The 25,276-nt window shown below is 43.0% G+C and carries 28 protein-coding genes; 22 read left to right on the plus strand and 6 right to left on the minus strand.

What is annotated here, in order from left to right; all coding sequences use genetic code 11:
- Positions 1 to 110: 110 nt before the first annotated feature.
- Positions 111 to 587, minus strand: coding sequence for a GNAT family N-acetyltransferase (locus tag ACFS5O_RS04985; protein ID WP_205724937.1), 477 nt, complete (start codon positions 585 to 587; stop codon positions 111 to 113).
- A 167-nt stretch (positions 588 to 754) separates the two neighbouring features.
- Here ACFS5O_RS04985 and ACFS5O_RS04990 point away from each other — a divergent pair, with 167 nt between their 5' ends.
- Positions 755 to 2,293 carry a gluconokinase gene (locus ACFS5O_RS04990; RefSeq protein WP_318300100.1) on the plus strand — a complete coding sequence of 513 codons (1,539 nt, stop codon included), beginning with the start codon at positions 755 to 757 and terminating at the stop codon, positions 2,291 to 2,293.
- 16 nt (positions 2,294 to 2,309) lie between these two features.
- Here the strand turns inward: ACFS5O_RS04990 and ACFS5O_RS04995 are convergent, their stop codons facing one another.
- Positions 2,310 to 2,765 (minus strand): hypothetical protein, encoded by a 456-nt coding sequence (locus ACFS5O_RS04995; protein WP_205724938.1) that lies wholly within the window; start codon positions 2,763 to 2,765, stop codon positions 2,310 to 2,312.
- Between the two features lie 189 nt (positions 2,766 to 2,954).
- On the opposite strand from ACFS5O_RS04995, the gene ACFS5O_RS05000 reads away from it, so the two are divergent.
- The 4 genes from ACFS5O_RS05000 to upp all read left to right on the plus strand — a co-directional run bounded on the left by ACFS5O_RS05000 (position 2,955) and on the right by upp (position 7,509).
- Positions 2,955 to 4,190, plus strand: coding sequence for a serine hydroxymethyltransferase (locus ACFS5O_RS05000; protein WP_205724939.1), 1,236 nt, complete (start codon positions 2,955 to 2,957; stop codon positions 4,188 to 4,190).
- A 185-nt stretch (positions 4,191 to 4,375) separates the two neighbouring features.
- On the plus strand, positions 4,376 to 5,740 hold the full coding sequence (locus ACFS5O_RS05005; protein ID WP_205724940.1) for a copper amine oxidase: 1,365 nt from the start codon (positions 4,376 to 4,378) through the stop codon (positions 5,738 to 5,740).
- A 92-nt stretch (positions 5,741 to 5,832) separates the two neighbouring features.
- The gene (locus tag ACFS5O_RS05010) at positions 5,833 to 6,480 is read left to right on the plus strand and encodes a class F sortase (RefSeq protein WP_205724941.1); all 648 of its coding nucleotides are present in this window, start codon (positions 5,833 to 5,835) and stop codon (positions 6,478 to 6,480) included.
- 399 nt (positions 6,481 to 6,879) lie between these two features.
- On the plus strand, positions 6,880 to 7,509 hold the full coding sequence (upp, locus tag ACFS5O_RS05015) for a uracil phosphoribosyltransferase (RefSeq protein WP_066398955.1): 630 nt from the start codon (positions 6,880 to 6,882) through the stop codon (positions 7,507 to 7,509).
- A 318-nt stretch (positions 7,510 to 7,827) separates the two neighbouring features.
- On the opposite strand, the gene ACFS5O_RS05020 is transcribed toward upp, so the two are convergent.
- The gene (locus ACFS5O_RS05020; RefSeq protein ID WP_205724942.1) at positions 7,828 to 8,253 is read right to left on the minus strand and encodes a DUF3889 domain-containing protein; all 426 of its coding nucleotides are present in this window, start codon (positions 8,251 to 8,253) and stop codon (positions 7,828 to 7,830) included.
- 291 nt (positions 8,254 to 8,544) lie between these two features.
- Between ACFS5O_RS05020 and ACFS5O_RS05025 the strand changes: the two genes are divergently transcribed.
- The 10 genes from ACFS5O_RS05025 to ACFS5O_RS05070 all read left to right on the plus strand — a co-directional run bounded on the left by ACFS5O_RS05025 (position 8,545) and on the right by ACFS5O_RS05070 (position 15,832).
- Positions 8,545 to 8,769 (plus strand): AtpZ/AtpI family protein, encoded by a 225-nt coding sequence (locus ACFS5O_RS05025; RefSeq protein WP_066244770.1) that lies wholly within the window; start codon positions 8,545 to 8,547, stop codon positions 8,767 to 8,769.
- On the plus strand, positions 8,766 to 9,152 hold the full coding sequence (locus ACFS5O_RS05030; protein WP_144696912.1) for an ATP synthase subunit I: 387 nt from the start codon (positions 8,766 to 8,768) through the stop codon (positions 9,150 to 9,152). The genes ACFS5O_RS05025 and ACFS5O_RS05030 overlap by 4 nt, the downstream gene beginning before the upstream one ends.
- Positions 9,153 to 9,158: 6 nt before the next feature.
- Positions 9,159 to 9,869, plus strand: a complete 711-nt coding sequence (gene atpB / locus ACFS5O_RS05035) for a F0F1 ATP synthase subunit A (RefSeq protein WP_205724943.1) — start codon at positions 9,159 to 9,161, stop codon at positions 9,867 to 9,869.
- An 83-nt stretch (positions 9,870 to 9,952) separates the two neighbouring features.
- Positions 9,953 to 10,165 (plus strand): F0F1 ATP synthase subunit C, encoded by a 213-nt coding sequence (gene atpE / locus ACFS5O_RS05040; protein WP_066244772.1) that lies wholly within the window; start codon positions 9,953 to 9,955, stop codon positions 10,163 to 10,165.
- 112 nt (positions 10,166 to 10,277) lie between these two features.
- A complete protein-coding gene (gene atpF / locus ACFS5O_RS05045) occupies positions 10,278 to 10,796 on the plus strand; it encodes a F0F1 ATP synthase subunit B (RefSeq protein WP_197195284.1) in 519 nt (172 codons plus the stop codon).
- Positions 10,793 to 11,344, plus strand: a complete 552-nt coding sequence (locus ACFS5O_RS05050; protein WP_205724944.1) for a F0F1 ATP synthase subunit delta — start codon at positions 10,793 to 10,795, stop codon at positions 11,342 to 11,344. The genes atpF and ACFS5O_RS05050 overlap by 4 nt, the downstream gene beginning before the upstream one ends.
- 19 nt (positions 11,345 to 11,363) lie before the next feature.
- Entirely contained in the window at positions 11,364 to 12,863 is a 1,500-nt protein-coding gene (gene atpA / locus ACFS5O_RS05055; protein WP_066398939.1) for a F0F1 ATP synthase subunit alpha, read from the plus strand.
- Positions 12,864 to 13,105: 242 nt separating this feature from the next.
- The gene (gene atpG, locus ACFS5O_RS05060; RefSeq protein ID WP_066398937.1) at positions 13,106 to 13,957 is read left to right on the plus strand and encodes an ATP synthase F1 subunit gamma; all 852 of its coding nucleotides are present in this window, start codon (positions 13,106 to 13,108) and stop codon (positions 13,955 to 13,957) included.
- 56 nt (positions 13,958 to 14,013) lie between these two features.
- Entirely contained in the window at positions 14,014 to 15,402 is a 1,389-nt protein-coding gene (gene atpD, locus ACFS5O_RS05065; RefSeq protein WP_144696930.1) for a F0F1 ATP synthase subunit beta, read from the plus strand.
- 22 nt (positions 15,403 to 15,424) lie between these two features.
- The gene (locus tag ACFS5O_RS05070) at positions 15,425 to 15,832 is read left to right on the plus strand and encodes a F0F1 ATP synthase subunit epsilon (RefSeq protein ID WP_066398933.1); all 408 of its coding nucleotides are present in this window, start codon (positions 15,425 to 15,427) and stop codon (positions 15,830 to 15,832) included.
- A gap of 589 nt (positions 15,833 to 16,421) precedes the next feature.
- Here the strand turns inward: ACFS5O_RS05070 and ACFS5O_RS05075 are convergent.
- Entirely contained in the window at positions 16,422 to 16,601 is a 180-nt protein-coding gene (locus tag ACFS5O_RS05075; protein ID WP_205724945.1) for a hypothetical protein, read from the minus strand.
- Positions 16,602 to 16,793: 192 nt separating this feature from the next.
- Here ACFS5O_RS05075 and ACFS5O_RS05080 point away from each other — a divergent pair, with 192 nt between their 5' ends.
- The 4 genes from ACFS5O_RS05080 (at position 16,794) to ACFS5O_RS05095 (ending at position 21,807) form a co-directional block, all read left to right on the plus strand.
- Entirely contained in the window at positions 16,794 to 17,339 is a 546-nt protein-coding gene (locus ACFS5O_RS05080; protein ID WP_066398926.1) for a glycerol-3-phosphate responsive antiterminator, read from the plus strand.
- Between the two features lie 204 nt (positions 17,340 to 17,543).
- Positions 17,544 to 18,371 (plus strand): MIP/aquaporin family protein, encoded by an 828-nt coding sequence (locus ACFS5O_RS05085; RefSeq protein WP_198768668.1) that lies wholly within the window; start codon positions 17,544 to 17,546, stop codon positions 18,369 to 18,371.
- A gap of 36 nt (positions 18,372 to 18,407) precedes the next feature.
- Positions 18,408 to 19,910: a glycerol kinase GlpK gene (gene glpK, locus ACFS5O_RS05090; RefSeq protein WP_205724946.1), complete on the plus strand. Its 1,503-nt coding sequence runs from the start codon at positions 18,408 to 18,410 to the stop codon at positions 19,908 to 19,910.
- 238 nt (positions 19,911 to 20,148) lie between these two features.
- Positions 20,149 to 21,807, plus strand: coding sequence for a glycerol-3-phosphate dehydrogenase/oxidase (locus tag ACFS5O_RS05095; protein WP_205724947.1), 1,659 nt, complete (start codon positions 20,149 to 20,151; stop codon positions 21,805 to 21,807).
- 324 nt (positions 21,808 to 22,131) lie between these two features.
- Here ACFS5O_RS05095 and ACFS5O_RS05100 read toward each other — a convergent pair whose 3' ends face one another.
- The gene (locus ACFS5O_RS05100; RefSeq protein ID WP_205724948.1) at positions 22,132 to 22,521 is read right to left on the minus strand and encodes a DUF1722 domain-containing protein; all 390 of its coding nucleotides are present in this window, start codon (positions 22,519 to 22,521) and stop codon (positions 22,132 to 22,134) included.
- 32 nt (positions 22,522 to 22,553) lie between these two features.
- Positions 22,554 to 22,751: a hypothetical protein gene (locus ACFS5O_RS05105; RefSeq protein ID WP_066398908.1), complete on the minus strand. Its 198-nt coding sequence runs from the start codon at positions 22,749 to 22,751 to the stop codon at positions 22,554 to 22,556.
- Between the two features lie 219 nt (positions 22,752 to 22,970).
- On the opposite strand from ACFS5O_RS05105, the gene ACFS5O_RS05110 reads away from it, so the two are divergent.
- From ACFS5O_RS05110 to ACFS5O_RS05120, 3 genes are read left to right on the plus strand one after another with little or no spacing between them, the layout of a single operon-like run.
- Positions 22,971 to 23,345, plus strand: a complete 375-nt coding sequence (locus tag ACFS5O_RS05110) for an NADH-quinone oxidoreductase subunit A (RefSeq protein WP_066398906.1) — start codon at positions 22,971 to 22,973, stop codon at positions 23,343 to 23,345.
- Positions 23,336 to 23,851, plus strand: a complete 516-nt coding sequence (locus tag ACFS5O_RS05115) for a NuoB/complex I 20 kDa subunit family protein (protein WP_137791106.1) — start codon at positions 23,336 to 23,338, stop codon at positions 23,849 to 23,851. The genes ACFS5O_RS05110 and ACFS5O_RS05115 overlap by 10 nt, the downstream gene beginning before the upstream one ends.
- The gene (locus ACFS5O_RS05120) at positions 23,848 to 25,272 is read left to right on the plus strand and encodes an NADH-quinone oxidoreductase subunit C (protein ID WP_205724949.1); all 1,425 of its coding nucleotides are present in this window, start codon (positions 23,848 to 23,850) and stop codon (positions 25,270 to 25,272) included. The genes ACFS5O_RS05115 and ACFS5O_RS05120 overlap by 4 nt, the downstream gene beginning before the upstream one ends.
- The last annotated feature ends 4 nt before the right edge of the window (positions 25,273 to 25,276 follow it).

Consider the following 25,276-nt stretch of genomic DNA (forward strand, 5'->3'; position numbering starts at 1 on the left):
CTCGTGGATTCCAAGCTGAAACTCGTGGATTCACCGCCACTTTGTGTTGGATTACGGTTAACAAGCCCCTGTTAAGCGGCTTCTTGGCACTCGCTATGCTCTCTATCTCTCTAGTTATGTTCAATCTCGTAATGAATCCACTCTGAATTGATGTTTTTTCCACCCATCTTCTTATAAAGTGCTTGAGCCGATGTGTTATCGACCGCCGTTTGCCACGTCATGTACGCATAGCCTTCCTTTTTCGTGTATTCCAGCACATGCAGAAACAGCTCCTCCCCTAAACCGGCACCACGAAATTCCGCATCTACAAAAAGATCGTTTAATATGGCGATTTTCTGTAAACGAGTCGTGCTGAACGAAAAGTAGAGTGTTGCGAATCCAGCTAATCTGCCATTCTTTGTCTCAGCTACAAACTGAGTTCCTGCTTCCTCTGAAGAAAGCAGATGCTTGATATGATCCTCCAACTTTGATCCCTCAGGCGTTTTTCCTTTATAAAAATCAACAATGTAACGATGCATCAAACCCTTCAACTGATCTAAATCCTCCAAAACGACAGGGCGAATTCTAAAACTAGTCACGTTATCCATCTCCTCTAATCTGACTTCCCAAAAAAGGAACCATTCATTTTACATCTATATTAAGTGATTCTTTCTGGTCTGAATAGTATGATAAAAAAGGCGATGTAGAATGACGTGTTGTTTAGGAAGGGCATACTAGAGCTGCTTCCTTTTTTATGTGAAAGGAGAAAGAGATCTTGAGAAATTATGCGATCGGAATAGATATCGGGACAACGAGTACAAAGGTTGTTCTTTTTGATGAAAATGGAGCGGCTGTTGCTCATCATTCGAAAAATTATCCGTTGCTGTCGGAAGAGCCAGGGGCTGCCGAACAGAAGCCGGATGAAATTTATGAAGCAGTGAATGAATCATTAAGAGAAACGGTGCGAAAAAGTGGAGATCTAGCGGAAAGGATCGGTTTTATTTCTTTTAGCACTGCTATGCATTCATTAATTGCAGTGGATTCAGAAGGTAAGCCACTAACGAATAGCATCACATGGGCTGATATCCGAAGTGAGCCGTATGTAGCAGCTTATAAATCAGATTACGGTGAAACTGCGGTCGAACTTTATAAACGTACCGGTGTCCCGCTTCATCCGATGACACCACTTTTTAAATTGCAATGGTTAAAAAATGAACGTCCCGATATTTTTCAAAAAGCAGAAAAGTTTGTTGGAATTAAAGATTACATACTGTTCCGATGGTTCAATGAGTGGCAGACGGATCATGCGTCAGCTGCAGCAACTGGTCTTTGGAACATGCATACAAAAACGTGGGATAAAGAAGCATTGAAACTTGCAGGTATCTCACCAGGCAAACTTCCAATTCTTCAAAGCACCACCTATTATTGGGGAGAGCTGTCTGATGTTCTTGCAAAGAAATCAGGTCTTGCTTCTTCTGTAAAAGTCGTGATCGGTGCGACGGATGGTCCGTTGTCCAACCTAGGTGTTGGTGCGATATCACCTGGTGATGTGGCAGTAACGATAGGGACGAGCGGTGCGATTCGAACCACATCACCTACACCGATCCTCGATACAGAGGGTCGCACGTTCTGTTACCCGCTTACGGAGAATCATTGGGTTTCAGGGGGCCCGGTTAACAATGGAGGAATCGCGTTTCAATGGATTCATGATACTTTGCAAAAAGAGGATGATAGTGCGGCATATGAAAAGCTGTCTAAAGATGCCGAACAGATTCAGCCTGGTGCAGAGGGCTTAATCTTTCTGCCTTATCTAACTGGAGAACGAGCACCGTTATGGGATGCACAAGCAAAAGCATCATTTATCGGTCTGACGCTTCGTCATAATCACAATCATATGGTGCGGGCGGTGCTTGAGGGATCGATTCTTAACTTGTTTAGTGTTTACTCTCTCATTAAGAGCCAAGTGGGGAAAAGGGAAGTGAAGATCTTTGCAACAGGAGGCTTTACGAACTCGCCGCTTTGGAAACAGATCTTAGCAGATATTTTTCAGACGAAAGTGAGTATTCCTGAACATACGGAGAGTTCGTGCTTAGGTGCGGTCTTGCTCGGCCGATACGCGATAGGGGAAACAAAAATATTAGAAGAAGCACCCGTTGAGACGAAGCATTACCAAGAAATCATGCCTAATCCCGATTACGAAAACGTCTATAAAGATCTGTTTCAACTTTATCAGTCTCTATCAGACACGATGCAAACGCAATATAAGGCACTTCATGATTTTCAAAATAAGCATAAAAAAGAGAGCGGGGAATAATCCCGCTCTTTGTTTCTTATTCCATATATGTTGCGTTGATCAGCGGAAGGCCAGTCTTAGCATCCTTACCTGTCTTAACATTGCCGAATACTGTGACCTCAGAACCTTTTTCAAAACCGCTGCCCATCGTAAAGTTCATCACTCTAAATTTTGTTTCTCCAACTTGGAATTCAAAGCTTGAGCCCATTCCTTTTTCGTTATCTGTTAGCACTTTCCCCGTAGCTTTAATGATTTTTTCTTCGTATGCTTTTGGGTCTGCTTCAAGTGCTTTTGGATCTAACTGAACCGCTTTTTCTTCCATGTTCTTAATGATCTCAGCTTGTTGACCAGCCAAATCATCTGTTGTATTTTGATCTTCGTTATCTGTTTTTTCTACTTTTTCCTTAGCTTCAGGCTTAGCTTTTTCTTCGCTGCAGCCTGCCAAAGCTAGTACAAGTACAAGGAGACTCGCTCCAAACCACTTTTTCATCATGTTGATAACACCCCTTATAAATAGCTCTTTCTCTCTATTATGTATCATCATACCATGTTCATCCCTTTTAAATAAAATGAATTTTCACACTTGTGCATTTCCTCTTACAACTTACAGTCTTAACGTGTAAGATAGAGGGGTATGTTACAATCATAATCATTTTTCACATAAGGTAAGGGGGAAGCGAAATTGAACCATTTGAAAACAGCTGATCAAGAAGTCTACCAATCCATCATGGATGAATTGCACCGCCAGCGTACGAAAATCGAATTGATTGCTTCTGAAAACTTTGTAAGTCAAGCCGTAATGGAAGCACAAGGCTCTGTACTTACGAATAAATATGCAGAAGGCTACCCGTCCAAACGCTATTATGGCGGATGTGAACACGTGGATGTAGTTGAAAACCTAGCGAGAGACCGCGCGAAGGAAATCTTCGGTGCTGAACACGCTAACGTACAACCTCACTCAGGTGCACAAGCAAACATGGCTGTATACTTTACGATCCTCGAGCAAGGCGACACCGTATTGGGTATGAACCTTTCTCATGGCGGTCACTTAACACACGGAAGTGCCGTTAACTTTTCTGGCATTCAATATAACTTTGTGGAATATGGCGTAGATGCAGAGAAGAATGTTATCGATTATGAAGATGTTCGTCAAAAAGCACTAGAGCACCGTCCAAAGCTGATCGTAGCAGGAGCGAGCGCGTATCCGCGTGCAATCGATTTTGCTAAGTTCCGCGAGATCGCTGATGAAGTTGAAGCTTACCTAATGGTTGATATGGCCCACATTGCAGGTTTAGTTGCAGCAGGTCTTCACCAGAATCCAGTTCCTTATGCAGATTTTGTAACAACGACTACACATAAAACACTTCGCGGCCCTCGCGGCGGTATGATTCTTTGTAAAGAAGAGTTCGCGAAAAAAATTGATAAATCGATCTTCCCAGGCATCCAAGGTGGTCCTTTAATGCATGTTATCGCAGCAAAAGCGGTATCCTTTGGGGAAGTATTAACAGATGAGTTCAAAAGCTACGCAGAGCAGATCGTGAAGAACGCGAAACGCTTAGCAGAGTCTTTGAAAAAAGAAGGCATCACTCTTGTTTCTGATGGTACAGACAATCACTTGATTCTGATTAATGTGAGTGAACTTGCACTAACAGGAAAAGTGGCTGAAAAAGCATTGGATGATATCGGAATTACAGTTAATAAGAACACGATTCCGTTCGATAAAGAAAGCCCGTTCGTAACGAGCGGTATTCGTATTGGAACAGCTGCGGTAACGTCACGTGGTTTTGTTGAAGAAGATATGGACGAGATCGCTTCGATCATGGCGTCTGTGTTAAAAAACATCGAGGACGAATCGGTGTTGAAAAATGCTGAGACACGTGTTGAGAAGTTAGCCGGAAAGTATAAGTTGTACGAATAAAATAAAACGTTTAGAGCTCCTATAGTCAGCAGGCTAGAGGGGCTTTTTTGCACGGTTTTTACAATAAACAATTACACTTTTTCAAAGGTTCGACAAAAAAACAAAAACTTTTTTAAAAAAAGTGATCCAAATCAAAACTCTCTCCGTTAGCTAAGTGTAAAAAACAAAAAAAGGAGAGATTCCAAATGAAAATGAAAAAAGCACTCTTGGCAGTACCGTTAAGTGTTTCTCTATTAATCCCTACATTTACGGTGGCAGATGCACATGGCCACGAAAGTCACAGCAAAGGTCAAATGTCAGCAGAAGTGACAAACCCGGCAATCGATCTACGCGCTTCACTTGATACTCTTCTTTCTGAGCATGCATTCTTAGCAGTGGTTGCGATGCAAAAAGGAATTGACGGAAAAGAAGATTTCGAAGCAGCGGCTGGACAGTTGAACCAAAATACAGAAGCTCTGTCAAAAGCAGTTGGATCTGTTTATGGAGAAGAAGCTGGCAATCAATTTAAAGAAATTTGGAGCAGCCACATCGGCTATTTCGTAGATTATGTAACAGCAACTGCTGAAAACAACGAAGAAGGAAGAAAGCAAGCATTAGCGGAATTGGATAAGTACCGTGTAACGCAAGCGGATTTCCTTGATAAAGCAACAGAAGGTAGATTAAAAGCGGCTGATCTAGAAGAAGGATTAAAAGTACACATCGACCAGCTGATCTGGGCGTTTGAAAGCTACAGAACGGGCGACTACGACAAAGCGTATGACAACATTTCAGAAGCGATGCACCACATGTTCATGACAGGTAAAGGTTTGTCTTGGGCGATCACGGATCAGTTCCCTGACAAATTTGAAAATAAATCAGTAGATACACCTGCAGCTGATCTTCGTGCTGATTTGAACAGTGTGTTCTCGGCCCATGCAGCCTTGGCAGCATTAACGATGCAAAAAGGAATCGACGGTGCTAAAGACTTTGAAGCAGCGGCAGCTGAACTGAACGAAAATACAGATGACATCACAGCAGCTGTAGAATCCGTATATGGTGCAGAAGGTGCAGCACAATTTAAAGAAATCTGGAGCAGCCACATCGGTTACTTTGTTGACTATGTAACAGCTACAGCAGAAAAGAATGAAGAAGGTAAGAAGCAAGCGATCTCTGAACTCGATGAGTACCGTATGGAACAAGCTAAATTCTTAGATACGGCAACAGAAGGACGCCTAAAAGCGGCTGATTTAGAAGAAGGATTAAAAGTACACATCGACCAATTACTAGCGGCATTTAACAGTTATACAGGAAAAGATTACCCAGCCGCTTACAAGAACATCTCTGAAGCTTATGCGCACATGTTCGGAGTAGGACAATCCCTATCTGGTGCGATCGTTGATCAATTCCCAGATAAGTTTGCTGGCCAAAAGCCATCTGATATGCCGAAAACAGGTATGGGCGGAATGAGCCAAACATCAATTGACGCTATCCTTTGGAGCATGTTCGGCTTGATCTTGGCTTCAGCAACAACAGCGATGATTCTTCGTAGAAAAGCGACGAACCATTCTTAAGAGATTAAGTATAAGAGATAAGAGGTTAAGAGTGGAGGGCGAATCTGTCCTCCATCTTTTCTATCTATTGAAGATGGAAAGGAAGGTTTTTAATGAAAAAATTCATTTCTAGTATTTTGTTAAGTATGTTGATTGTAAGTGGCTGTTCAAATGCAGAAGAACAAGTTAAAAGTGAGAGCTCTAAAAAATCTGCGGAACCTGTGAAAAAACAAGAGCAACAGGAAGAAGTGGACTCCTCATCAACGGAACTAACACCGCCTGAAGGCTTAAAGTTAAAGGCAGATACAGAAGGGATCACACCTTCTACGATTGAAATTCCAGCATTAGAAATCAATACCGAAATCGAAAAAGTAGGTACGTTAAAAAATGGTCAGATGGGTGTTCCAAAAGGAATGGATACCGTTGGCTGGTTTGGTGATGGAGCAAAACCGGGATCACCAGGAAATGCTGTAATGGCAGGGCATGTTGACAGCAAGACGGGCCCCGCTGTGTTTTATAAGCTAGAAGACCTTGAAAAAGGCGATGAAGTGATCGTTAAGGATAAAGAGGGAAAAACGTTAACCTTTGAAGTAACAGGAAAAGAAAAATACGACAGAAAAAACGCGCCTGTTGATAAAATATTCGACTATTCGTATGGCAGCAAGCTGAACTTGATCACGTGTACCGGTAACTTTAATCGTGATGAAGGCACACATGAAGAGAGATTGGTTATTTATACAGAGTTGAAAGCGAAAGAATAGGGATAATTAACATTATGTGAAAGCATCCATTCGTGTGGAGTGGGTGTTTTTTGTTGCGCAGAAAAACTGAGTGGACAGTATTTTAACGGAAGTGGACAGTAAATTGTGAAAAGTGGACAGTATTATGATGGAAGTGGACAGTAAAATGCGAAAAGTCGACAGTATTTATGCCGAAGTGGACAGTAAACTTCAAATGGGTACTGCACCCGCGCCAACTTTTTCAGGATTTCACCTCTAAATTCAGGGAATAGTAGTAGAAGAGTTTATATGTAAAATTTGGAGTTAGAAAACTATCGTTTCTGTGCTGATTTTCCTTGAAGTAAAGGTCGTTTTTCTGTACAATGCTAGAGATGCTTTTTGAACGAAAATAAATGTTACATAAGGAGAGGTGCTTAAAACATGAGTGAGGTATATGTCCTTGATCATCCGTTAATTCAGCATAAATTAACATACATCCGTGATGAACGTACGGGTACGAAAGAATTTCGTGAACTTGTTGATGAAGTAGCTGGGCTTATGGCTTTTGAAATTACACGTGATCTTCCATTGCAAGAGGTAACGGTGAAAACGCCGGTTGCCGAAGCAACTATGAAAACGATCGCTGGGAAAAAGTTAGGGCTAGTACCGATCCTTCGTGCAGGACTTGGAATGGTAGACGGAATCCTTAAACTTATTCCAGCAGCAAAAGTTGGACACGTTGGACTTTACCGTGATCCTGAAACGCTAACGCCGATCGAATATTACGTGAAGCTTCCTTCTGACGTAGAAGAGCGTGATTTCATCGTAATCGATCCGATGCTTGCAACAGGTGGATCTGCAGCAGCAGCGATTGAATCGATCAAGAAACGCGGTGCAAAAAACATTAAGCTTATGTGTTTAGTGGCAGCTCCAGAAGGTGTTAAAGTGATCCAGGACGAGCACCCTGACGTTGATATTTTCTTAGCAGCACTTGATGAAAAATTAAACGACCATGGTTACATCGTTCCAGGTCTAGGCGACGCTGGAGACCGTTTGTTCGGAACAAAATAAGATGAAAAAGATAAAACTGACTCTTGCAGAGGTGAAATTGCCTGTGCGGGGTCAGTTTTTTTATTGAAAAACGTGTTTAGCGGTGGTGTGGACGAGTTTTCAGGTGGTCGAGGTGCGGTTACAGGTGAAAACAGGCTAATCTCAGGTGGTCAGCGATCATTTACGGGTGGAAACTAGATGTTTATCGGTGAACGTGTAAGAAAAATAAAAACACGTACCGTAAAAACAGCAAAAAAGCTGACAAATTTCCGTCGTCAGCCTTAACACGCCTATACATCAACGTTCATAACTCTTCCTGGTCCACTAACTAACCTAAAATCAATTTAACTCTTCAACCTTCATATCCACAAGTTCCTCATCGGTATGCATCACGCCAACTTTTACTAATCGTTTCTTTCCGTTTTCATCCACCGTGAAATCAAAGAAATCTGAGATAGTACCATCCGGGCTCACACGGCGTGTGTCATATTGATAATCACTCACATCACTGTTCGGATATTTCTTTTTCGTTTCGGCTAGAGCCATCTTCCCCCATTTTGCATAGTCTTTTTGTGTCACAGATGAATTTAAATCTTCTGACGGCGTCTGGTCATTATACTGAACATTCAATGGTTTTGTACGCTCGTTTTCCACATTATTTCTCATATCTGTAGATTCTTCTGTAGGCTTTTTGTCATTATTCATGCAGCCGCCAGCTACCAAAATTCCGGTCAACGCAAAGAAAATAAATATTTTTTGTTTCATGTCGAACAAGCTCCTTCCATATATTTAATGTAAGTATTTATCAAATAGGGTGTTTTATTCAGGAATATGGAAACTGCAGGCAAAAGTAGTAAACAAAGTGAATAATAAACCATTGAAACAAGCCACAAAATTTCCACAATTTATTTAATAAACCGTCCCGGAAGTCGTTGACATAGAAATGGCACTATTGTATTCTTACAAAGGGAATATGGTAAGGTTTACATTCTTGTGTTTACAAGGGTTTTCAAGAAAATTATTACCAAATTTCCAGAAGGAAGGAGTCCATACGATATGAGCAACGGGAAACGCCCTTATAAAGCGATGGCTTTAATGTCTGGCATTCTTTCTCAGCTTGTTGGATGTATCTTAGTTGGACTTTTTGGAGGGAAATGGCTGGACGAGAAAGTCGGCAATGAATTTCCAATCTTCCTTATCATCGGGTTGTTTCTAGGTCTTGGAACAGGTGTTTACGGGATGATCCGCTTAATATCGAAGTTTTCAGGGGACGGGCAATGATGAATGAGTACAAATCGGTGTTTTTCAAATACATAAAGTACACATTATATCTTCTCTCTCTTTTTTTCGTCGGTTATGCTGTCACTCCTTACAAAGCTATCTTTTTAGGACTAGCTCTAGGAACTGCTTTTAGCCTCTACAATCTTTGGAGCATGTATTCAAAGATTGACCGCATGGGCCAAGCAGTGATTCAGCAGAAAAGAGTGAAAACACTCGGTTCACTTTCTAGGCTCCTCTTTGCAGGGTTAGCGGTGCTCATCGCGATGAAATACCCGGAACATTTTCATTTATTAAGTGTGGTAGTGGGATTGATGTCAGTCTACATTATCATGTTAATAGATTCACTAACTCAAGTTACACGTACTCCAAAGGAAAAGAGGTGAACATAGGTGGAACATGGTGCAGTTACAAAAGATTTTCTAGGTTTGACGTTTAATATGTCAAACGTACTGATGATCACAGTTTCATCCGTTATTGTTTTCCTTATTGCGGTACTCGCTACTCGAACCCTGTCAATGCGACCAGGAGGAATGCAAAACTTCCTTGAATGGGTAGTCGATTTCGTAAAAGGAATCATCAACAGCACAATGGATTGGCATACGGGCGGACGCTTTTTAGCTTTAGGACTTACATTAATCATGTACATTTTCGTTGCCAACATGCTGGGATTACCTTTTGCAGTAGTAGTCGACCATAATCTATGGTGGAAATCCCCTACTGCAGACCCAACTATTACTTTGACTCTAGCAGTTATGGTAGTGGCGCTATCACACTATTACGGTGTGAGAATGAAAGGGGTCAAGGAATATGGAGCTGAATTCTTCAAGCCGATGAAGTTCTTGTTCCCATTAAAGATTATTGAAGAGTTTGCGAACACATTAACGCTTGGTCTTCGTCTTTACGGTAACATCTTTGCAGGTGAGATGCTTTTAGGTCTATTGGTAGGTTTGACTAAGATGGGTATTTTTGCTGGCGTACTTGGAATCTTCCCACTAATCGTGTGGCAAGGCTTCTCAGTATTCGTTGGTGCGATCCAAGCATTTATCTTCACGATGCTAACAATGGTTTACTTAGCACATAAAGTAAGTCACGATCACTAATCTTTAGGAAATATCAAGCTTCTATAAAAAGAAGCCCATTTTCATAAAAACTTTAAGGGAATTCAGAAGGGAGAAATTTTATCATGAATCTTATTGCAGCTGCAATCGCGGTAGGTCTAGCGGCACTTGGTGCTGGTATTGGTAACGGTTTAATCGTAGGACGTACAGTTGAGGGGATCGCTCGTCAACCAGAACTACGTGGTACTCTTCAAACAACAATGTTCATCGGGGTTGCATTAGTTGAGGCACTTCCAATCATCGGTGTGGTTATCGCGTTCATCGCGCTTGGTTCTTAATCCTTAAAACAACCACTGTTTATTACGATTTCTATAATGGCGAAGCAAGTTTCCCTAGAGGGACTACCCTTCGCCATTCCTTATGTATGATTGATTGAAGGGAGGAAATGGTGTGCAAAACTTAATTCTAGGTGCTGCTGCAGGTGAAGGCCTGAACACAGGTGATATCCTTTACCAATTAGTTGCATTTTTAATTCTACTAGTATTATTGCGTAAATTCGCATGGGGCCCGTTAATGGGAATCATGAAGGAGCGCCAATCACATATCAACAGCGAAATTGATGCGGCTGAAAAATCCCGTCAAGAAGCTAAGAGCTATCTTGAATCTCAAGTTGCTGAGTTGAAGAAAGCAAAAGAAGAAGCAAAGTCTATTATCGACAATGCTAAAAAGCAAGGCGAAGCACAAGGTGAAGCAATTATTAAAGCATCTCGTGATGAAGCTGAGCGTGTGAAAGAAGCTGCATTAGCTGAGATCGCTTCTGAAAAAGAAAAAGCGGTTGCTACACTTCGTCAAGAAGTTGCTGCTCTATCCGTTAAGATCGCTTCTAAAGTTATTGCAAAAGAACTTGATGAGAGCTCTCAGGAGAAGCTTATTAACGAATACCTTCAAGAGGTAGGCGAGTCTCGATGAGCAAAGATCAAGCAATCGTAGCAAAACGTTATGCATTAGCACTATTTGAAGTAGTTGGTGTTACGAAACTTGAAGATACAGTTTCAGAATTGCGTCTTGTAAAGAACGTACTGGAGATCAACAAAGATCTTCAAAAAGTTCTATCACATCCAAAAGTATCAAAAGATCAAAAGAAAGCTTTGATCAAAGAGAGCGTTGGAGCTGAACTTTCTACTGCTGTAATGAACACGATCTATCTGATGGTAGACCGCAACCGTTACACATACATCACAGAGATGGCAGCGCAGTTCATTGAATTAGCAAATGAAGCACAAGGCATTGCCGACGCAAATGTATATTCTGTACGTCCTTTATCAGACTCAGAGATACAGAAGTTGGAGCAAACGTTTGCTGCCCGAGTCGGCAAAAGAGCGTTGCGCATTAATAATATTGTAGATTCTTCTCTTGTTGGAGGAATTAAGATCCGCATTGGCAACCGTATTTTTGACGGAAGCATCAGCGGAAAGTTGAATCGAATGGAACGTCAATTAGCTTCTAACGGAAGCTGAGAGGATAGGGGTGAAATTCATGAGCATTAAAGCTGAAGAAATCAGTGCTTTAATTAAAAAACAGATTGAAAACTATCAATCTGAGATCGAAGTTAATGATGTGGGTACAGTTATCCAGGTCGGTGACGGTATTGCCCGTGCCCATGGATTAGATAACGTTATGGCTGGTGAGCTAGTTGAATTTTCTAACGGTGTAATGGGTATGGCCCAAAACCTTGAAGAAAACAACGTAGGTATCATCATTCTTGGGCCTTACCAAGAAATTCGTGAAGGTGACGAAGTAAAACGTACAGGACGTATCATGGAAGTTCCTGTAGGTGAAGAGCTTCTTGGCCGTGTAGTTAACCCTCTTGGACAGCCTATCGATGGCAAAGGTCCGATTGCTACTACAAAAACACGTCCTATCGAGCAAAAAGCTCCAGGCGTAATGGCTCGTAAATCGGTACATGAGCCGCTTCAAACAGGTATCAAAGCGATTGACGCACTTGTGCCAATCGGACGTGGACAACGTGAGCTTATCATCGGTGACCGTCAAACAGGTAAAACAGCTGTAGCGATCGATACGATCCTTAACCAAAAAGATCAAGATATGATCTGTATCTATGTAGCGATCGGTCAAAAAGAATCAACAGTTGCGGGCGTTGTAGAAACACTTCGTGCACACGGAGCGCTTGATTACACGATCGTTGTATCAGCATCAGCTTCTCAACCTGCACCAATGTTGTTCCTAGCTCCTTATGCTGGGGTATCTATGGCTGAAGAATTCATGTGGGCTGGCAAGCACGTATTGATCATCTATGATGATCTTTCTAAGCAAGCTGCTGCATACCGTGAGCTTTCCTTGCTACTTCGTCGTCCTCCAGGCCGCGAAGCTTATCCAGGGGACGTATTCTACCTTCACTCTCGCTTGTTAGAGCGTGCAGCGAAGTTGAATGACGAGCTAGGTGGCGGATCGATCACAGCGCTTCCGTTCATTGAAACGCAAGCATCTGACGTATCTGCTTATATTCCAACAAACGTTATCTCTATCACAGACGGACAGATCTTCTTACAATCTGACTTGTTCTTCTCCGGAGTTCGTCCGGCGATCAACGCAGGTATCTCCGTTTCTCGTGTAGGGGGAGCGGCTCAGATCAAAGCGATGAGTAAAGTATCTGGTACACTTCGTCTAGACCTTGCTTCATACCGTGAACTAGAAGCATTCGCTCAGTTCGGATCTGACCTTGATAAAGCAACTCAAGCAAAACTTAACCGTGGTGCACGTACAGTTGAAGTACTTAAGCAAGGACTTCACAAACCACTAAAAGTTGAGCACCAAGTTGCTATCCTTTATGCATTGACTCGTGGTTACATCGATGATGTAGCTGTTGAAGATGTAAACCGCTTTGAAGAAGCGCTTTACGCTCATATGGAAGCAAACTCTAAAGACGTTCTTGATGCAATCAAAACGACTGGTAAACTTCCTGAAGGTGACAGCCTAGACGAAGCGATCAAAGCATTCAAAAAGACATTCGCGTAAGAAGTTTTATAAATAAAAGACCCAAAAGCAGTGGTGCGGAAACGTTTCGCACCCTGCAACCAGCTTACTAAAAAGGTTTGTTTAAAATGAGGATTAACAGGGCGGAGGAGTTCGAGGCGACGCAGTTTCGAGGATCGGAGTTTAGTTAGCTAAATGAGAACCGGAGAAACAAGTCAACGAAGAAATCCGACAGGAATGTTAACCGGAATTTTAAACCTCCGCTATAAAGGTGGTGAAAATGAATGGCATTGAAAGATATAAAAGCTAGAATAGATTCTACTAAGAAGACGATGCAGATCACAAAAGCGATGGAGATGGTTTCAGCTGCAAAGCTAAACCGTGCTGAGCAAAATGCGAAATCTTTCGGCCCTTACGTGGACAAGATCCAAGAAGTGGTAGGAAGCATCGCATCTGGAAGCAACGCGAAACACTCTATGCTTTTAACACGACCAGTGAAAAAGACGGGTTACTTCGTCGTTACAGCTGACCGTGGATTAGCAGGGGCTTATAACTCGAATATTTTACGCCACGTTTACCGTACGATTCAAGAGCGTCACAAATCAGCAGATGAGTATGCATTGATCGTGATCGGTAAAGTTGGGGTGAACTTCTTCAAAAGCCGTAAGATGTCTATCTTGGACAGCATCACAGGCGTGGCAGACCAGCCATCCTTTGCTGAGATCAAGGCGATCGCATCAAAGGCAGTCGGTCTTTATGCGGACGGAACATTTGATGAGCTTTACATGTATTACAACCATTTTGTAAGTGCCATTCAGAGCGATCTGACGGAGAAGAAGCTTCTTCCGTTAACAGATATCGCTGCAACAAAATCAAAATCTTCCTATGAGTATGAACCATCAGAGGACGAGATCCTTGAAGTGCTTCTTCCTCAATATGCGGAGAGCTTGATTTATGGTGCTTTACTTGATGCGAAAGCAGCCGAGCATGCTTCTCGTATGACTGCGATGAGAAATGCAACGGATAACGCTAATGAACTGATCGGCCAATTGAACCTCTCGTACAACCGTGAGCGTCAAGCAGCTATCACTCAGGAAATTACGGAAATCGTCGGCGGTGTAGCAGCTCTAGAGTAGACTTTTTATAAGTGATTCTAGCAGCTATTTTGCAAAGTAAGATAGGAGGGAAACCGATGAATAAAGGCTATATTACTCAAATTCTTGGACCGGTCGTTGACGTTAAGTTCGAAGGCCAGCTTCCAGAATTGCTTAACGCTTTAACTGTTAGCGCTGAGGGTGTTGACTTAACACTAGAAGTAGCACTTCACCTTGGTGATAACATGGTTCGTACAATCGCAATGGATTCAACGGATGGTCTTGTTCGTGGAATGGAAATCGCTGACTCAGGTAAGCCGATCTCTGTACCAGTAGGTGAAGCAACACTTGGACGTGTATTTAACGTAACAGGTGATCACATTGACCTTGGTGAGGCAGTACCGGCAGATGTTCGCCGTGACCCGATCCACCGTTCAGCACCTTCTTTTGAAGAATTAACAACTAAAACGGAGATCCTTGAAACAGGGATCAAAGTAGTTGACCTTATCGCTCCATACGTAAAAGGTGGAAAAATCGGTCTTTTCGGTGGTGCGGGTGTAGGTAAAACGGTTCTTATCCAGGAGCTTATCAACAACATCGCACAAGAACACGGTGGTATCTCCGTATTCGCAGGTGTTGGTGAGCGTACTCGTGAAGGAAATGACCTTTTCCACGAGATGAGCGACTCTGGTGTTATCAAGAAAACGGCAATGGTATTCGGACAGATGAACGAGCCGCCTGGAGCACGTGCACGTATCGCTCTTTCTGGTTTGACAATGGCTGAATTCTTCCGTGATGAAGAAGGACAAGACGTTCTTTTCTTCGTAGATAACATCTTCCGTTTCACGCAAGCAGGTTCTGAAGTATCTGCCCTTCTTGGCCGTATGCCATCAGCGGTAGGTTACCAGCCAACTCTTGCAACGGAGATGGGTCAATTACAAGAGCGTATCACATCTACGAAAAAAGGTTCTGTAACATCTATCCAAGCGATCTATGTACCTGCCGATGACTATACGGATCCGGCTCCAGCTACAGCGTTCGCCCACTTAGATGCAACAACTAACCTTGAGCGTAAACTTACAGCTATGGGTATCTATCCAGCGGTAGATCCACTAGCTTCAACTTCACGTGCACTTTCTCCTGAGATCGTTGGAGAAGAGCATTATGAAGTAGCTCGTAAAGTACAGGCGACTTTACAGCGTTATAAAGAGCTTCAAGATATCATCGCAATTCTTGGTATGGACGAGCTTTCTGAAGACGACAAGCTAGTTGTACACCGTGCGCGTCGTATCCAGTTCTTCTTATCTCAAAACTTCCACGTTGCAGAACAATTTACAGGACAAAAAGGTTCATACGTTCCTGTTAAAGAAACAGTTCGTGGATTCAAAGAAATCCTTGAAGGAAAATACGATGATCTTCCGGAATCAGCGTTCCATCTCGTAGGCTCTATTGAGGATGCTATTGAAAAAGCAAAAACTTTGGCCTAATGCCTGAAAGGGGTAAGATTGGATGAAAACCATTCAAGTCAGCGTAGTAACCCCTGATGGTCCTGTGTTTGAAGGAAATGCGAAAATGGTCAGCGCGAAAGCAAAAAGTGGGGAGCTTGGAATTCTTCCAGGCCATATCCCTCTTGTAGCTCCTTTAACGATCAGCGCCGTGCGTGTTCACGACGTTGATGGGAAAACACAATATGTGGCCGTTAGCGGTGGATTTATTGAAGTGCGACCTGAAAAAGTCACGATCCTAGCAGAAGCTGCTGAGATCGCTGGCGACATCGAAGTAGATCGTGCACGCGCAGCAAAAGAGCGTGCCGAGCAACGTCTTGCAAGCAACAAACAAGACAACCTAGATGCAGCTCGTGCGGAGTTTGCGCTTAAACGCGCAATGAACCGTATCGACATAGCAACAAAGCGTTAATTTAAAAAGCCCTTCAGCTCTCTTTATAGAGAGTTGGAGGGCTTTTTTTGTGTTTGTAAGGGGTATGAGAGGAATAAAGGGAGTGCGAGCAATGTCGAGGATTGTAAACTCGTGGATAAAGTAGCAAAACTTATGGATTGAGGGCAAAAATTCGTGGATAAACAGGCAAAACTTCTGGATAAACAACCTAAACTTTTGGATTGCACTAATTTTAATACCCCATAAGGTATCTGAATTGTTCAGTTTTTGGAACCGAAACTGTACCTTTATTCTTTTTCAGAACTCACAAACCCCTCCGACTTGTCCAAAAACAAAGTCAAAGGGGTTCCATACGAGTACATCACGTTCAGTTTGAGAAGGTTGAACATAGGATGAATCGTTCTTTTATTTGGCTCTTTTCTAAAAGTCTCCCTATGCAAGTTGATTGAAGCATAAGGTTGCCGACTCCTATGGGACGAGCGGTCAGGTGGAGACTCCTAATGGCGCAAAGCGGCAGGAGGCTCACCGTTCGCCCCATGGAAAGCGCGCAACCTGGAGCGGAAATCAACTACTTCAGGATAGCTACATCGCATACGAGATTCGTTTTTATTTAGTTTCTTCCAAAAATCGGCCGAGCACATGAGACCCTACGTAACCATACTTGGTCGCCATTTTCACCAGTCATCGCGTTCGTTTCTGCTGCCTCTTCCATTTGAACGACTTCATCACCAAACGGGTTTTGAAATTCACCAACAGGAGAGATCACAGGTTTCTTTCTCTTTTTAAGCATGCTTTTCACCTCCTCAAGCAAAGGAAGTGTCCTAAGAAATATAGCTCTTTAAACAAGCTATATACTATTAAATGCTCGTCCGCCGGTAGTTGTATGTGTTATTATCACTTAATATGTAAAAAAGGCGATTTACCGGGGTTTGCAATAAATTACGAGAACTGGTGAATGATAAGAAGGTAAGGAGTGGGCACGATGAGCTTCCATGGACAAAAAGTTTTGCCGGCAGCGAGAAAGATGAAAGATTTTGAGAAGCTGCTAAACAGCAAATACACATATATCGTATGTTTGGATACACATATCAGTCAGTTGAAATTTATGATCGCGATGGCAAACGAACGAAAAAAGAAAGTTTTGGTTCATCTGGATCTGATTAACGGGCTGAAAGCGAATGAGTACGCAGTCGATTTTTTGGCTCAAGAAATGAAACCAGCAGGAATCATTTCAACGAGATCTAACTGCATCATGCGTGCAAAAAAGAAGAACATGATCGCCGTTCAGCGTTTGTTTTTATTAGATTCATTAGCACTTGAAACAAGTTATAAAGTCATCGAACGTGCTCAGCCAGACTATTTAGAGGTTTTGCCAGGCATCATGCCGGAAATAATAAAAGAAGTAAGTGAGCAAGCTGGAATTCCGGTAATTGCTGGTGGATTGATTCGTACAAAAGTAAATGTGATGGAAGCATTGGAGGCCGGTGCAGAAGCTGTGACGACTTCAAACCCTGAATTGTGGATTTAATGTTCTTGTGAAATAACGTTTGACAACGTTTTCATCCTTGTTATAATAGAGACAAGTTCATAAACGTGACGGAGAACATGGAGATCCACAGGGGTTACTTATAGCAAAACTATAGGTATCTTTTGCTGGGTCTTTTTTTGATGAAATCCGTTCACATGCTTGCACTTATAATTGATAGCGATTGCATAAAAGGAGGAAAAAGATATGTCAACATTTATGGCAGAACTGATAGGAACAATGATTCTAATCATATTTGGCGGGGGCGTTGTTGCAAACGTTTCCTTGAATAAATCAAAAGCCCAAGGTGGCGGCTGGATTGTTGTCGCACTTGCTTGGGGACTAGCCGTTGCGATGGCGGTATATGCAGTCGGAAGCTTTAGTGGTGCACATCTTAACCCTGCCGTTACACTCGGTCTTGCTTCAATCGGTGAATTTGCTTGGGCAGATGTACCAGCTTATATTCTTGCACAAATGATCGGCGGTATTTTAGGAGGAATGGTCGTCTACTTCCACTTCCTGCCGCACTGGAAAGCAACGGATGATCCAGCTGTAAAATTAGGAGTTTTCTCAACGGACCCTGCAATTCCACATACATTTTCGAATCTTTTATCAGAATTTATTGGAACTGCGGTTTTACTAGTAGGATTATTGTCAATCGGAGCGAATAAATTTTCAGATGGCTTGAATCCACTGATCGTCGGATTCCTAATCGTAGCGATTGGGTTATCACTTGGTGGACCTACTGGATATGCGATCAACCCGGCACGTGACCTTGGTCCAAGAATCGCACATTTCATCTTGCCGATTCCAGGTAAAGGCGGATCAAACTGGACGTACTCATGGATTCCGGTTGTAGGACCAGTGCTGGGTGGAGTTTTTGGAGCATTGTTCTACCAAGCAGTTTTTACAGGGAAAGTTACAACATTATTCTGGATATGGACAGTGGTATCAGTAGCGATTTTCGCCATAACATTCTTCTTAGGAAGTAAAGGCACACAAGCACTGCCTCACGGAGATCAAATAGAAAACTAAAACAATAACAACAAACCAATTTGGGAGGGTTTACGTATGGAAAAGAAATATATCATTGCACTCGATCAAGGAACAACAAGCTCAAGAGCAATTCTTTTTAACAAAGCAGGAGAAGTCGTTGAGATCTCACAAAAGGAATTCAAGCAGCACTTCCCGAAGCCAGGCTGGGTAGAACATGATGCACAAGAAATCTGGGGAACGATCTTAGCGGTAGTAGCAGAAGTTCTTTCAAAAACAGATACAGATCCAGGCGAGATCGCTTCGATTGGAATCACGAACCAGCGTGAAACAACGGTCGTTTGGGACAAGAACACGGGAAAACCTGTTCATAACGCGATCGTATGGCAGTCTCGTCAAACCGCTGAGATCTGTGATGAGCTGAAAGAAAAAGGCTTAAACGATAAATTCCGTGATAAAACTGGATTATTGATCGACGCTTACTTCTCCGGAACAAAAGTAAAATGGATCCTTGATAACGTTGAAGGTGCTCGTGAAAAAGCGGAAAACGGTGATTTGTTATTCGGTACGATCGACACGTGGCTGGTTTGGAAGCTAACAGGCGGAAGAGCGCACGTGACGGATTATTCCAACGCATCACGTACACTCATGTACAACATTTACGATCTAAAGTGGGATGACGAGCTTCTTGAAATCTTGGGCGTTCCGAAATCCATGCTTCCAGAAGTTAAATCGTCATCAGAAGTATACGGTGAAACGATCGATTATCATTTCTTCGGTAAAAACATTCCGATCGCAGGTATCGCGGGCGATCAGCAAGCGGCACTTTTCGGACAAGCTTGTTTCGAAAAAGGAATGGCGAAGAACACGTATGGAACAGGTTGTTTTATGCTTATGAACACAGGAGAAAAAGCCGTTAAGTCTGAGCATGGCCTATTAACGACCATCGCTTGGGGTGTGGACGGGAAAGTCGAATACGCACTTGAAGGAAGTATCTTTGTTGCAGGGTCAGCGATTCAATGGCTGCGCGACGGACTTCGTATGTTAAAAGATGCGGCAGACAGTGAAGATTATGCAGAGCGCGTTGCCTCTACTGATGGTGTATATGTGGTTCCTGCATTCGTTGGCCTCGGAACTCCTTACTGGGATTCAGAAGCACGCGGCGCGATCTTTGGACTCACACGCGGTACAGAAAAAGAACACTTCGTTCGTGCAACACTCGAGTCATTGGCATATCAGACAGCTGATGTGTTAACAGCGATGGAAGCAGACTCAGGCATCGAGTTGAAGAAGCTTCGTGTAGATGGCGGAGCGGTAAAGAACAACTTCTTGATGCAGTTCCAAAGCGATATCTTAAACGTTCCTGTTGAGCGTCCAGAAATCAATGAAACGACAGCGCTCGGTGCCGCTTATCTAGCAGGACTTGCTGTAGGATTCTGGGGCGATCGTCAAGAAATCGCAGATAAATGGAAAGTGGACAAAGACTTCGACGTAAACATGAAAGAAGAAGAGCGTAAAGAGCTTTATGATGGCTGGAAAAAAGCCGTTGAAGCAACGATCGCATACAAACCTAAAGCATAACCCTTTCAAAATCTTGAAAACTGAGTTATACTAAACACAAGTTGATATTGAACCGGTTGGAGATCAGGAGAGACCACAAAACCTCGTACAAACGATGCGGGGTTCTTGTGGTCTTTTTTGCGTGCATACGTGCCAATACACGGAAATGTTGAAAAATGTGTGTTGGGTTTGCCGATTCCGGGAAAACTACCCGTATCATATATGTCCAACGGTTCTGTACAGAAGGAGTGAAGAGAAAATGACAGCATCATTTTCAACATATAAAAGAGAAGAAATCATCACAGGTATGAAACAAGAGAAGCTAGACCTCCTTGTAATCGGAGGAGGCGTAACTGGAGCAGGTATTCTTTTAGATGCTCAGACGCGTGGTATGAAGGTAGGTCTTGTAGAGATGCAGGACTTTGCTGCTGGAACATCCAGCCGTTCTACAAAACTTGTTCACGGTGGACTTCGTTATTTGAAACAGTTCGAAGTGAAGCTCGTTGCAGAGGTTGGTAAGGAACGTGCAATCGTGTACGAAAACGCACCACACGTAACGACACCAGAATGGATGCTACTTCCGTTTTACAAAGGTGGTACGTTCGGAAAGTTCTCTACTTCCATCGGTCTAAAAGTGTACGATTTCTTAGCAGGGGTAAAACGCAAAGAACGCAGAAAGATGTTTTCAGCTGAAGAAACATTACGCCGAGAACCACTATTGAAAAAGGATAACTTGCTTGGTGGCGGATATTATGTTGAATACAAAACAGATGACGCGCGTCTGACGCTTGAGATTATGAAAGAAGCGGTAGCACGTGGAGCATCAGCTGTTAACTACGCGAAAGTAACGAGCTTTATCTATAACGGAAAAAGAGCAGTTGGTGTAAAAGTAGAAGACCAGCTGACTGGTGAAATTCATGAGATCTATGCGAAAAAGATCGTCAACGCAACAGGTCCATGGGTAGATGAGCTTCGTGAAGAAGACCGTTCAAAAACAGGAAAAGAGATTCACCATACAAAAGGTATCCACCTTGTTATTGATGGCTCTAAGTTCCCATTGAAGCAAGCGGTTTACTATGACACAGAAGATGGCCGTATGGTGTTCGCGATCCCACGTGCAGGTAAGACGTATGTTGGTACAACAGATACGGATTATAAGGGAGATCTTGCAAACCCTGGCATGACAGAAGAGGATCTTCAATATGTACTAAACACGATCCACTTCATGTTCCCAGACGTGAAGATCACGCGTGACGATGTTGAATCTTCATGGTCAGGACTGCGTCCGTTAATTCACGAACCGAAGAAAGGACCTTCAGAAATTTCTCGTAAAGATGAAGTGTTCCATTCTCCATCCGGATTGTTAACAATCGCTGGTGGTAAGCTGACAGGTTACCGTAAAATGGCTGAAAAAGTCGTAGATATCGTTCGTGATCAGCTTGGTGAAGAAGAAGGCACGAAATTTCCTAATTGCCGTACGCAACATATGGAATTATCCGGCGGTAAGTTGGGCGGAAGTCAAAACTTCGCAGACTTCCTTCGTACAAAAGTACAGGAAGGCTTAGCGTTAGGCTTAGATGAAGCAAAAGCTCGTGAGCTCGTTCAACGCTACGGCACGAACATCGACATCGTATATAGTTATATGAAAGAACGCGGTGCAGAAGCGAAGAACTACAACTTACCAGAAAGTCTGTATGCATCACTACTTTACGCATTAGAATATGAGATGACATCCACACCATCTGACTTCTTGATCCGTCGTACGTCTGCGTTATATTTCGACATCGATACGGTATATGAATGGAAAGAAAGTGTGATCAACTGCATGGCTGATAAATTGGGCTGGAACGAAGTACAAAAACGCGAGCATGCAGAAGATTTTGAAGAGCAATTGCGATTGTCTGTAGAGGCGATCTAATAAAAAGTATATAAGTATGGGCATAGAGGCATCCCGCTTTCGTTAGAGCGGGGTGTCTTTTTTTGATGTGCGGGGTATATGAGGGGTTAAATATGTCCGCTGGATGTCGAGGTTTGTCGACTCGTGGATAAACAGCCAAAACTTTTGGATTCATGCTTAAAACTCGTGGATTAGACGCTGATTTTTGTGGATTGAACGCTATAATTTCTTGATTGATTTGCAAAGGTACCCACCCAGGTATGCATAAAAAAAGTTTCGTTCACCGAAACTGCACCTATTTTAGCCAAAACAAAAGGATGATCCCACAGCATAACGGGAGCATCCTCAATTCTTAATAAATGATGAGCGTGATAAGTATTCTGAAGGGTATTTTTGAAGCAAATACTGCAAATACAGGTGAATTTCATAAGGCATTTCTTCATAATACGCTGCATCTGACTCTCTCAAGGTTTTCAGCAGTGAAAAAAAGTGCTCTTTATCCACTTCTTCTGCTGATTTTTTAAAATAACCCCAAACATGTTCTAACGTATTGCATAAAGCACGGCGCTCAAAAGGTTTTTCCTTCACCTCAGCGATCAACATCGTCACTTTTTCATAATCAGCATTAGATTGAGCATCTCTCATAAACCCTTGAACCTCTTTGTAAAAGTTATAACCCTTTGCCATCACGGTATACTTTTCACTTGCCCACAATTGTTCGGTCTCTTTTTTCAAAGTAGATCACATCCTTTAATAACAGCATTTCATTAAAGATAAATGTATAGAGCAAGTGCGATGATCGAAACGAGGATTACTACTGCATAGATGAGTGTAAGGCGCACAAGGTTCTGACGAGTTGAACTTCCGTATTTTTCGTCCTGCGTTTTAGAAATCATGATCGTACCGACTAATCCAGCGATCGAGATCACGACGATCAAAAAGTAAGCAATCCACCATATATCCATTACAAATCTCCCCTTTACACCTATCATACTGCTAACAGTGTATCGTCACATCCAAAAAAATTACAGGATTATGAACATTTCTATAGAAAAATAAGGGGTAGACCTTAATATAGTAGAAGTACCATATGTGAAGAAGCACATCGACACAAAATATGGAATTTGCTATAATTAAAGCGGTTACAGAATTTATAAAATTCTGAATATTAGGAGGTAGTCAGAATGGATTTTTATCATCTGTATCAAAACAATTACCTCATTGTGGCTGTATTTTTATTTTTAGGGGTTCTTTTGCCGGTGGTCGCATTGACTGCAGGCCGTTTGTTGCGCCCTTATAAACCATCAGCAGAAAAATACACCACCTACGAAAGCGGCATTGAGCCATTTCATCAAAGTTGGGTTCAGTACAATGTCCGCTATTATTTGTTTGCGCTCATGTTCGTTATTTTTGATGTTGAAACCGTATTTTTATACCCCTGGGCTGTTGCCTATGAAGAGCTTGGCGTTTTCGCTCTGATCGAGATGGGGATTTTTGTTGTTCTTTTAACGTTAGGTCTTGTATACGCTTGGAAAAAGAAGGTGCTGAAATGGACATAAAGTGGGAACTTACGGCTGAAGAACGCGCCGAACTAGACCGCAACGTATTCATGGTAACACTCGAACAAGTAAAAGCCTGGGCCAGAAGCAATTCACTATGGCCGTTAACCTTTGGACTCGCCTGTTGCGCGATTGAAATGATGGGTACAGGTTCGTCTCATTATGACTTAGACCGTTTCGGAAGCATATTCCGTACGTCACCTCGTCAATCTGATGTCATGATCGTTTCAGGAACTGTGACGAAAAAAATGGCGCCCGTATTAAAACGATTATACGAACAGATGCCAGAACCGAAGTGGGTCATCGCGATGGGTTCATGCGCTACAGCTGGCGGTCCTTATATCAAATCGTATGCCGTCGTAAAAGGCGTCGATCAAATCGTACCCGTGGATGTATACATACCTGGATGTCCACCTAACCCTGCTGCACTCATTTATGGCATCAACAAGCTTCAAGAAAAAATCCGTTATGAAGCGAAGACAGGCAAGAAGGTGATGAGCGAATGACAGATAAGCAAAATGATTCCAATGAAGGATTATCGATAGAAGAACAAAAGAAGAAAGCCGCCGCAGAGGCGAAAGCAAAAGCTCTTGAGCTCTCAAAACAGCGCCAGGCTGAAAAAGCGAAAGCTGCAGAAGGAACGGAGACGGCCGCCCCTGAGCCAGAGCTAACAAAAGAAGAACTGAAAAAGAAGGCTGTTGCTGAGGCGAAGGCGAAAGCGCTCGAGCTTGCAAAACAGCGTCAGGCTGAAAAAGCGAAAGCCGCAGAAACTTCAGAGCCGACAGCAACCGAGCCAGAGCTAACAAAAGAAGAGCTGAAGAAAAAAGCTGCCGCAGAAGCCAAGGCAAAAGCCCTTGAACTCGCAAAACAGCGCCAGGCTGAAAAAGCGAAAGCTGCAGAAGGAACGGAGCCGACAGCAGACGAGCCAGAATTAACAAAAGAAGAGCTGAAGAAAAAAGCGGCTGCAGAGGCGAAAGCAAAAGCGCTCGAGCTAGCAAAACAGCGTCAGGCTGAAAAAGCGAAAACGACAGAAATTCCACAAAGTAATGAGCCAACGGATGATCTTGCAAAACAAAAAGCACTCGCCGCGGCAAAAGCAAAAGCCGCCGCAGCCGCCAAGGCGAAGGCAGCAGCAGCTGCTAAAGCAAAACTAGCAAGAGAGGGTGGAGGCGACACAACATCCACCGAACCCGCCTCAGACGACGAAAAGGCGAAAGCTGCGGCAAAAGCAAAGGCCATCGCCACCGCTAAGGCAAAAGCCGCCGCCGCTGCTAAAGCGAAAGCTTCCCGTGAAACAGGATCAGATGCAACAACTGAGCCAGCAGGTGACGATGAAAAAGCGAAAGCGATCGCTGCTGCAAAGGCGAAAGCAGCTGCAGCCGCAAAAGCACGAGCTGCTGCAAACGCCAAAGGTGCAGCTACAGAACCTGCGACTGAAGAAAAGCCATCACCAAACCAACCTATCCTCGATACCTACAGAAAAGTCATCAAAGAACATCTAGGAGAAGATGTACTCGAAGATTCCTATATTAACAGACTGTCAAAAGACGTCCCTACCTTAGTTGCAAAACCTGATTCCTATTACAAAATTGCGGAGTTTTTAAAATATAACGATCAGCTTCGTTTTGATTATTTATCTGAAATGCACGGCACCGATTTTGAAACGCATTTTGAAGTCTATAACCATCTGTATTCGTACAATCATCGCCAATCGGTTGCTCTAAAAGTAAAAATAGATAGAAATAGCGCCACTACCCATTCCATTACCCCGTTATGGGAAGGAGCAAACTGGCCAGAGCGTGAAACGTATGATCTTTTAGGAATTCATTTTGAAGGTCATCCGAACTTAACGCGTATCATGCTGCCGGACGATTGGGTAGGACATCCGCTCAGAAAAGATTACGAACCACATGACGTGGAGGTGTAGAGAC

Source organism: Fictibacillus nanhaiensis, assembly GCF_042686385.1.
GTDB classification, from domain to species: Bacteria; Bacillota; Bacilli; order Bacillales; family Fictibacillaceae; genus Fictibacillus; species Fictibacillus nanhaiensis.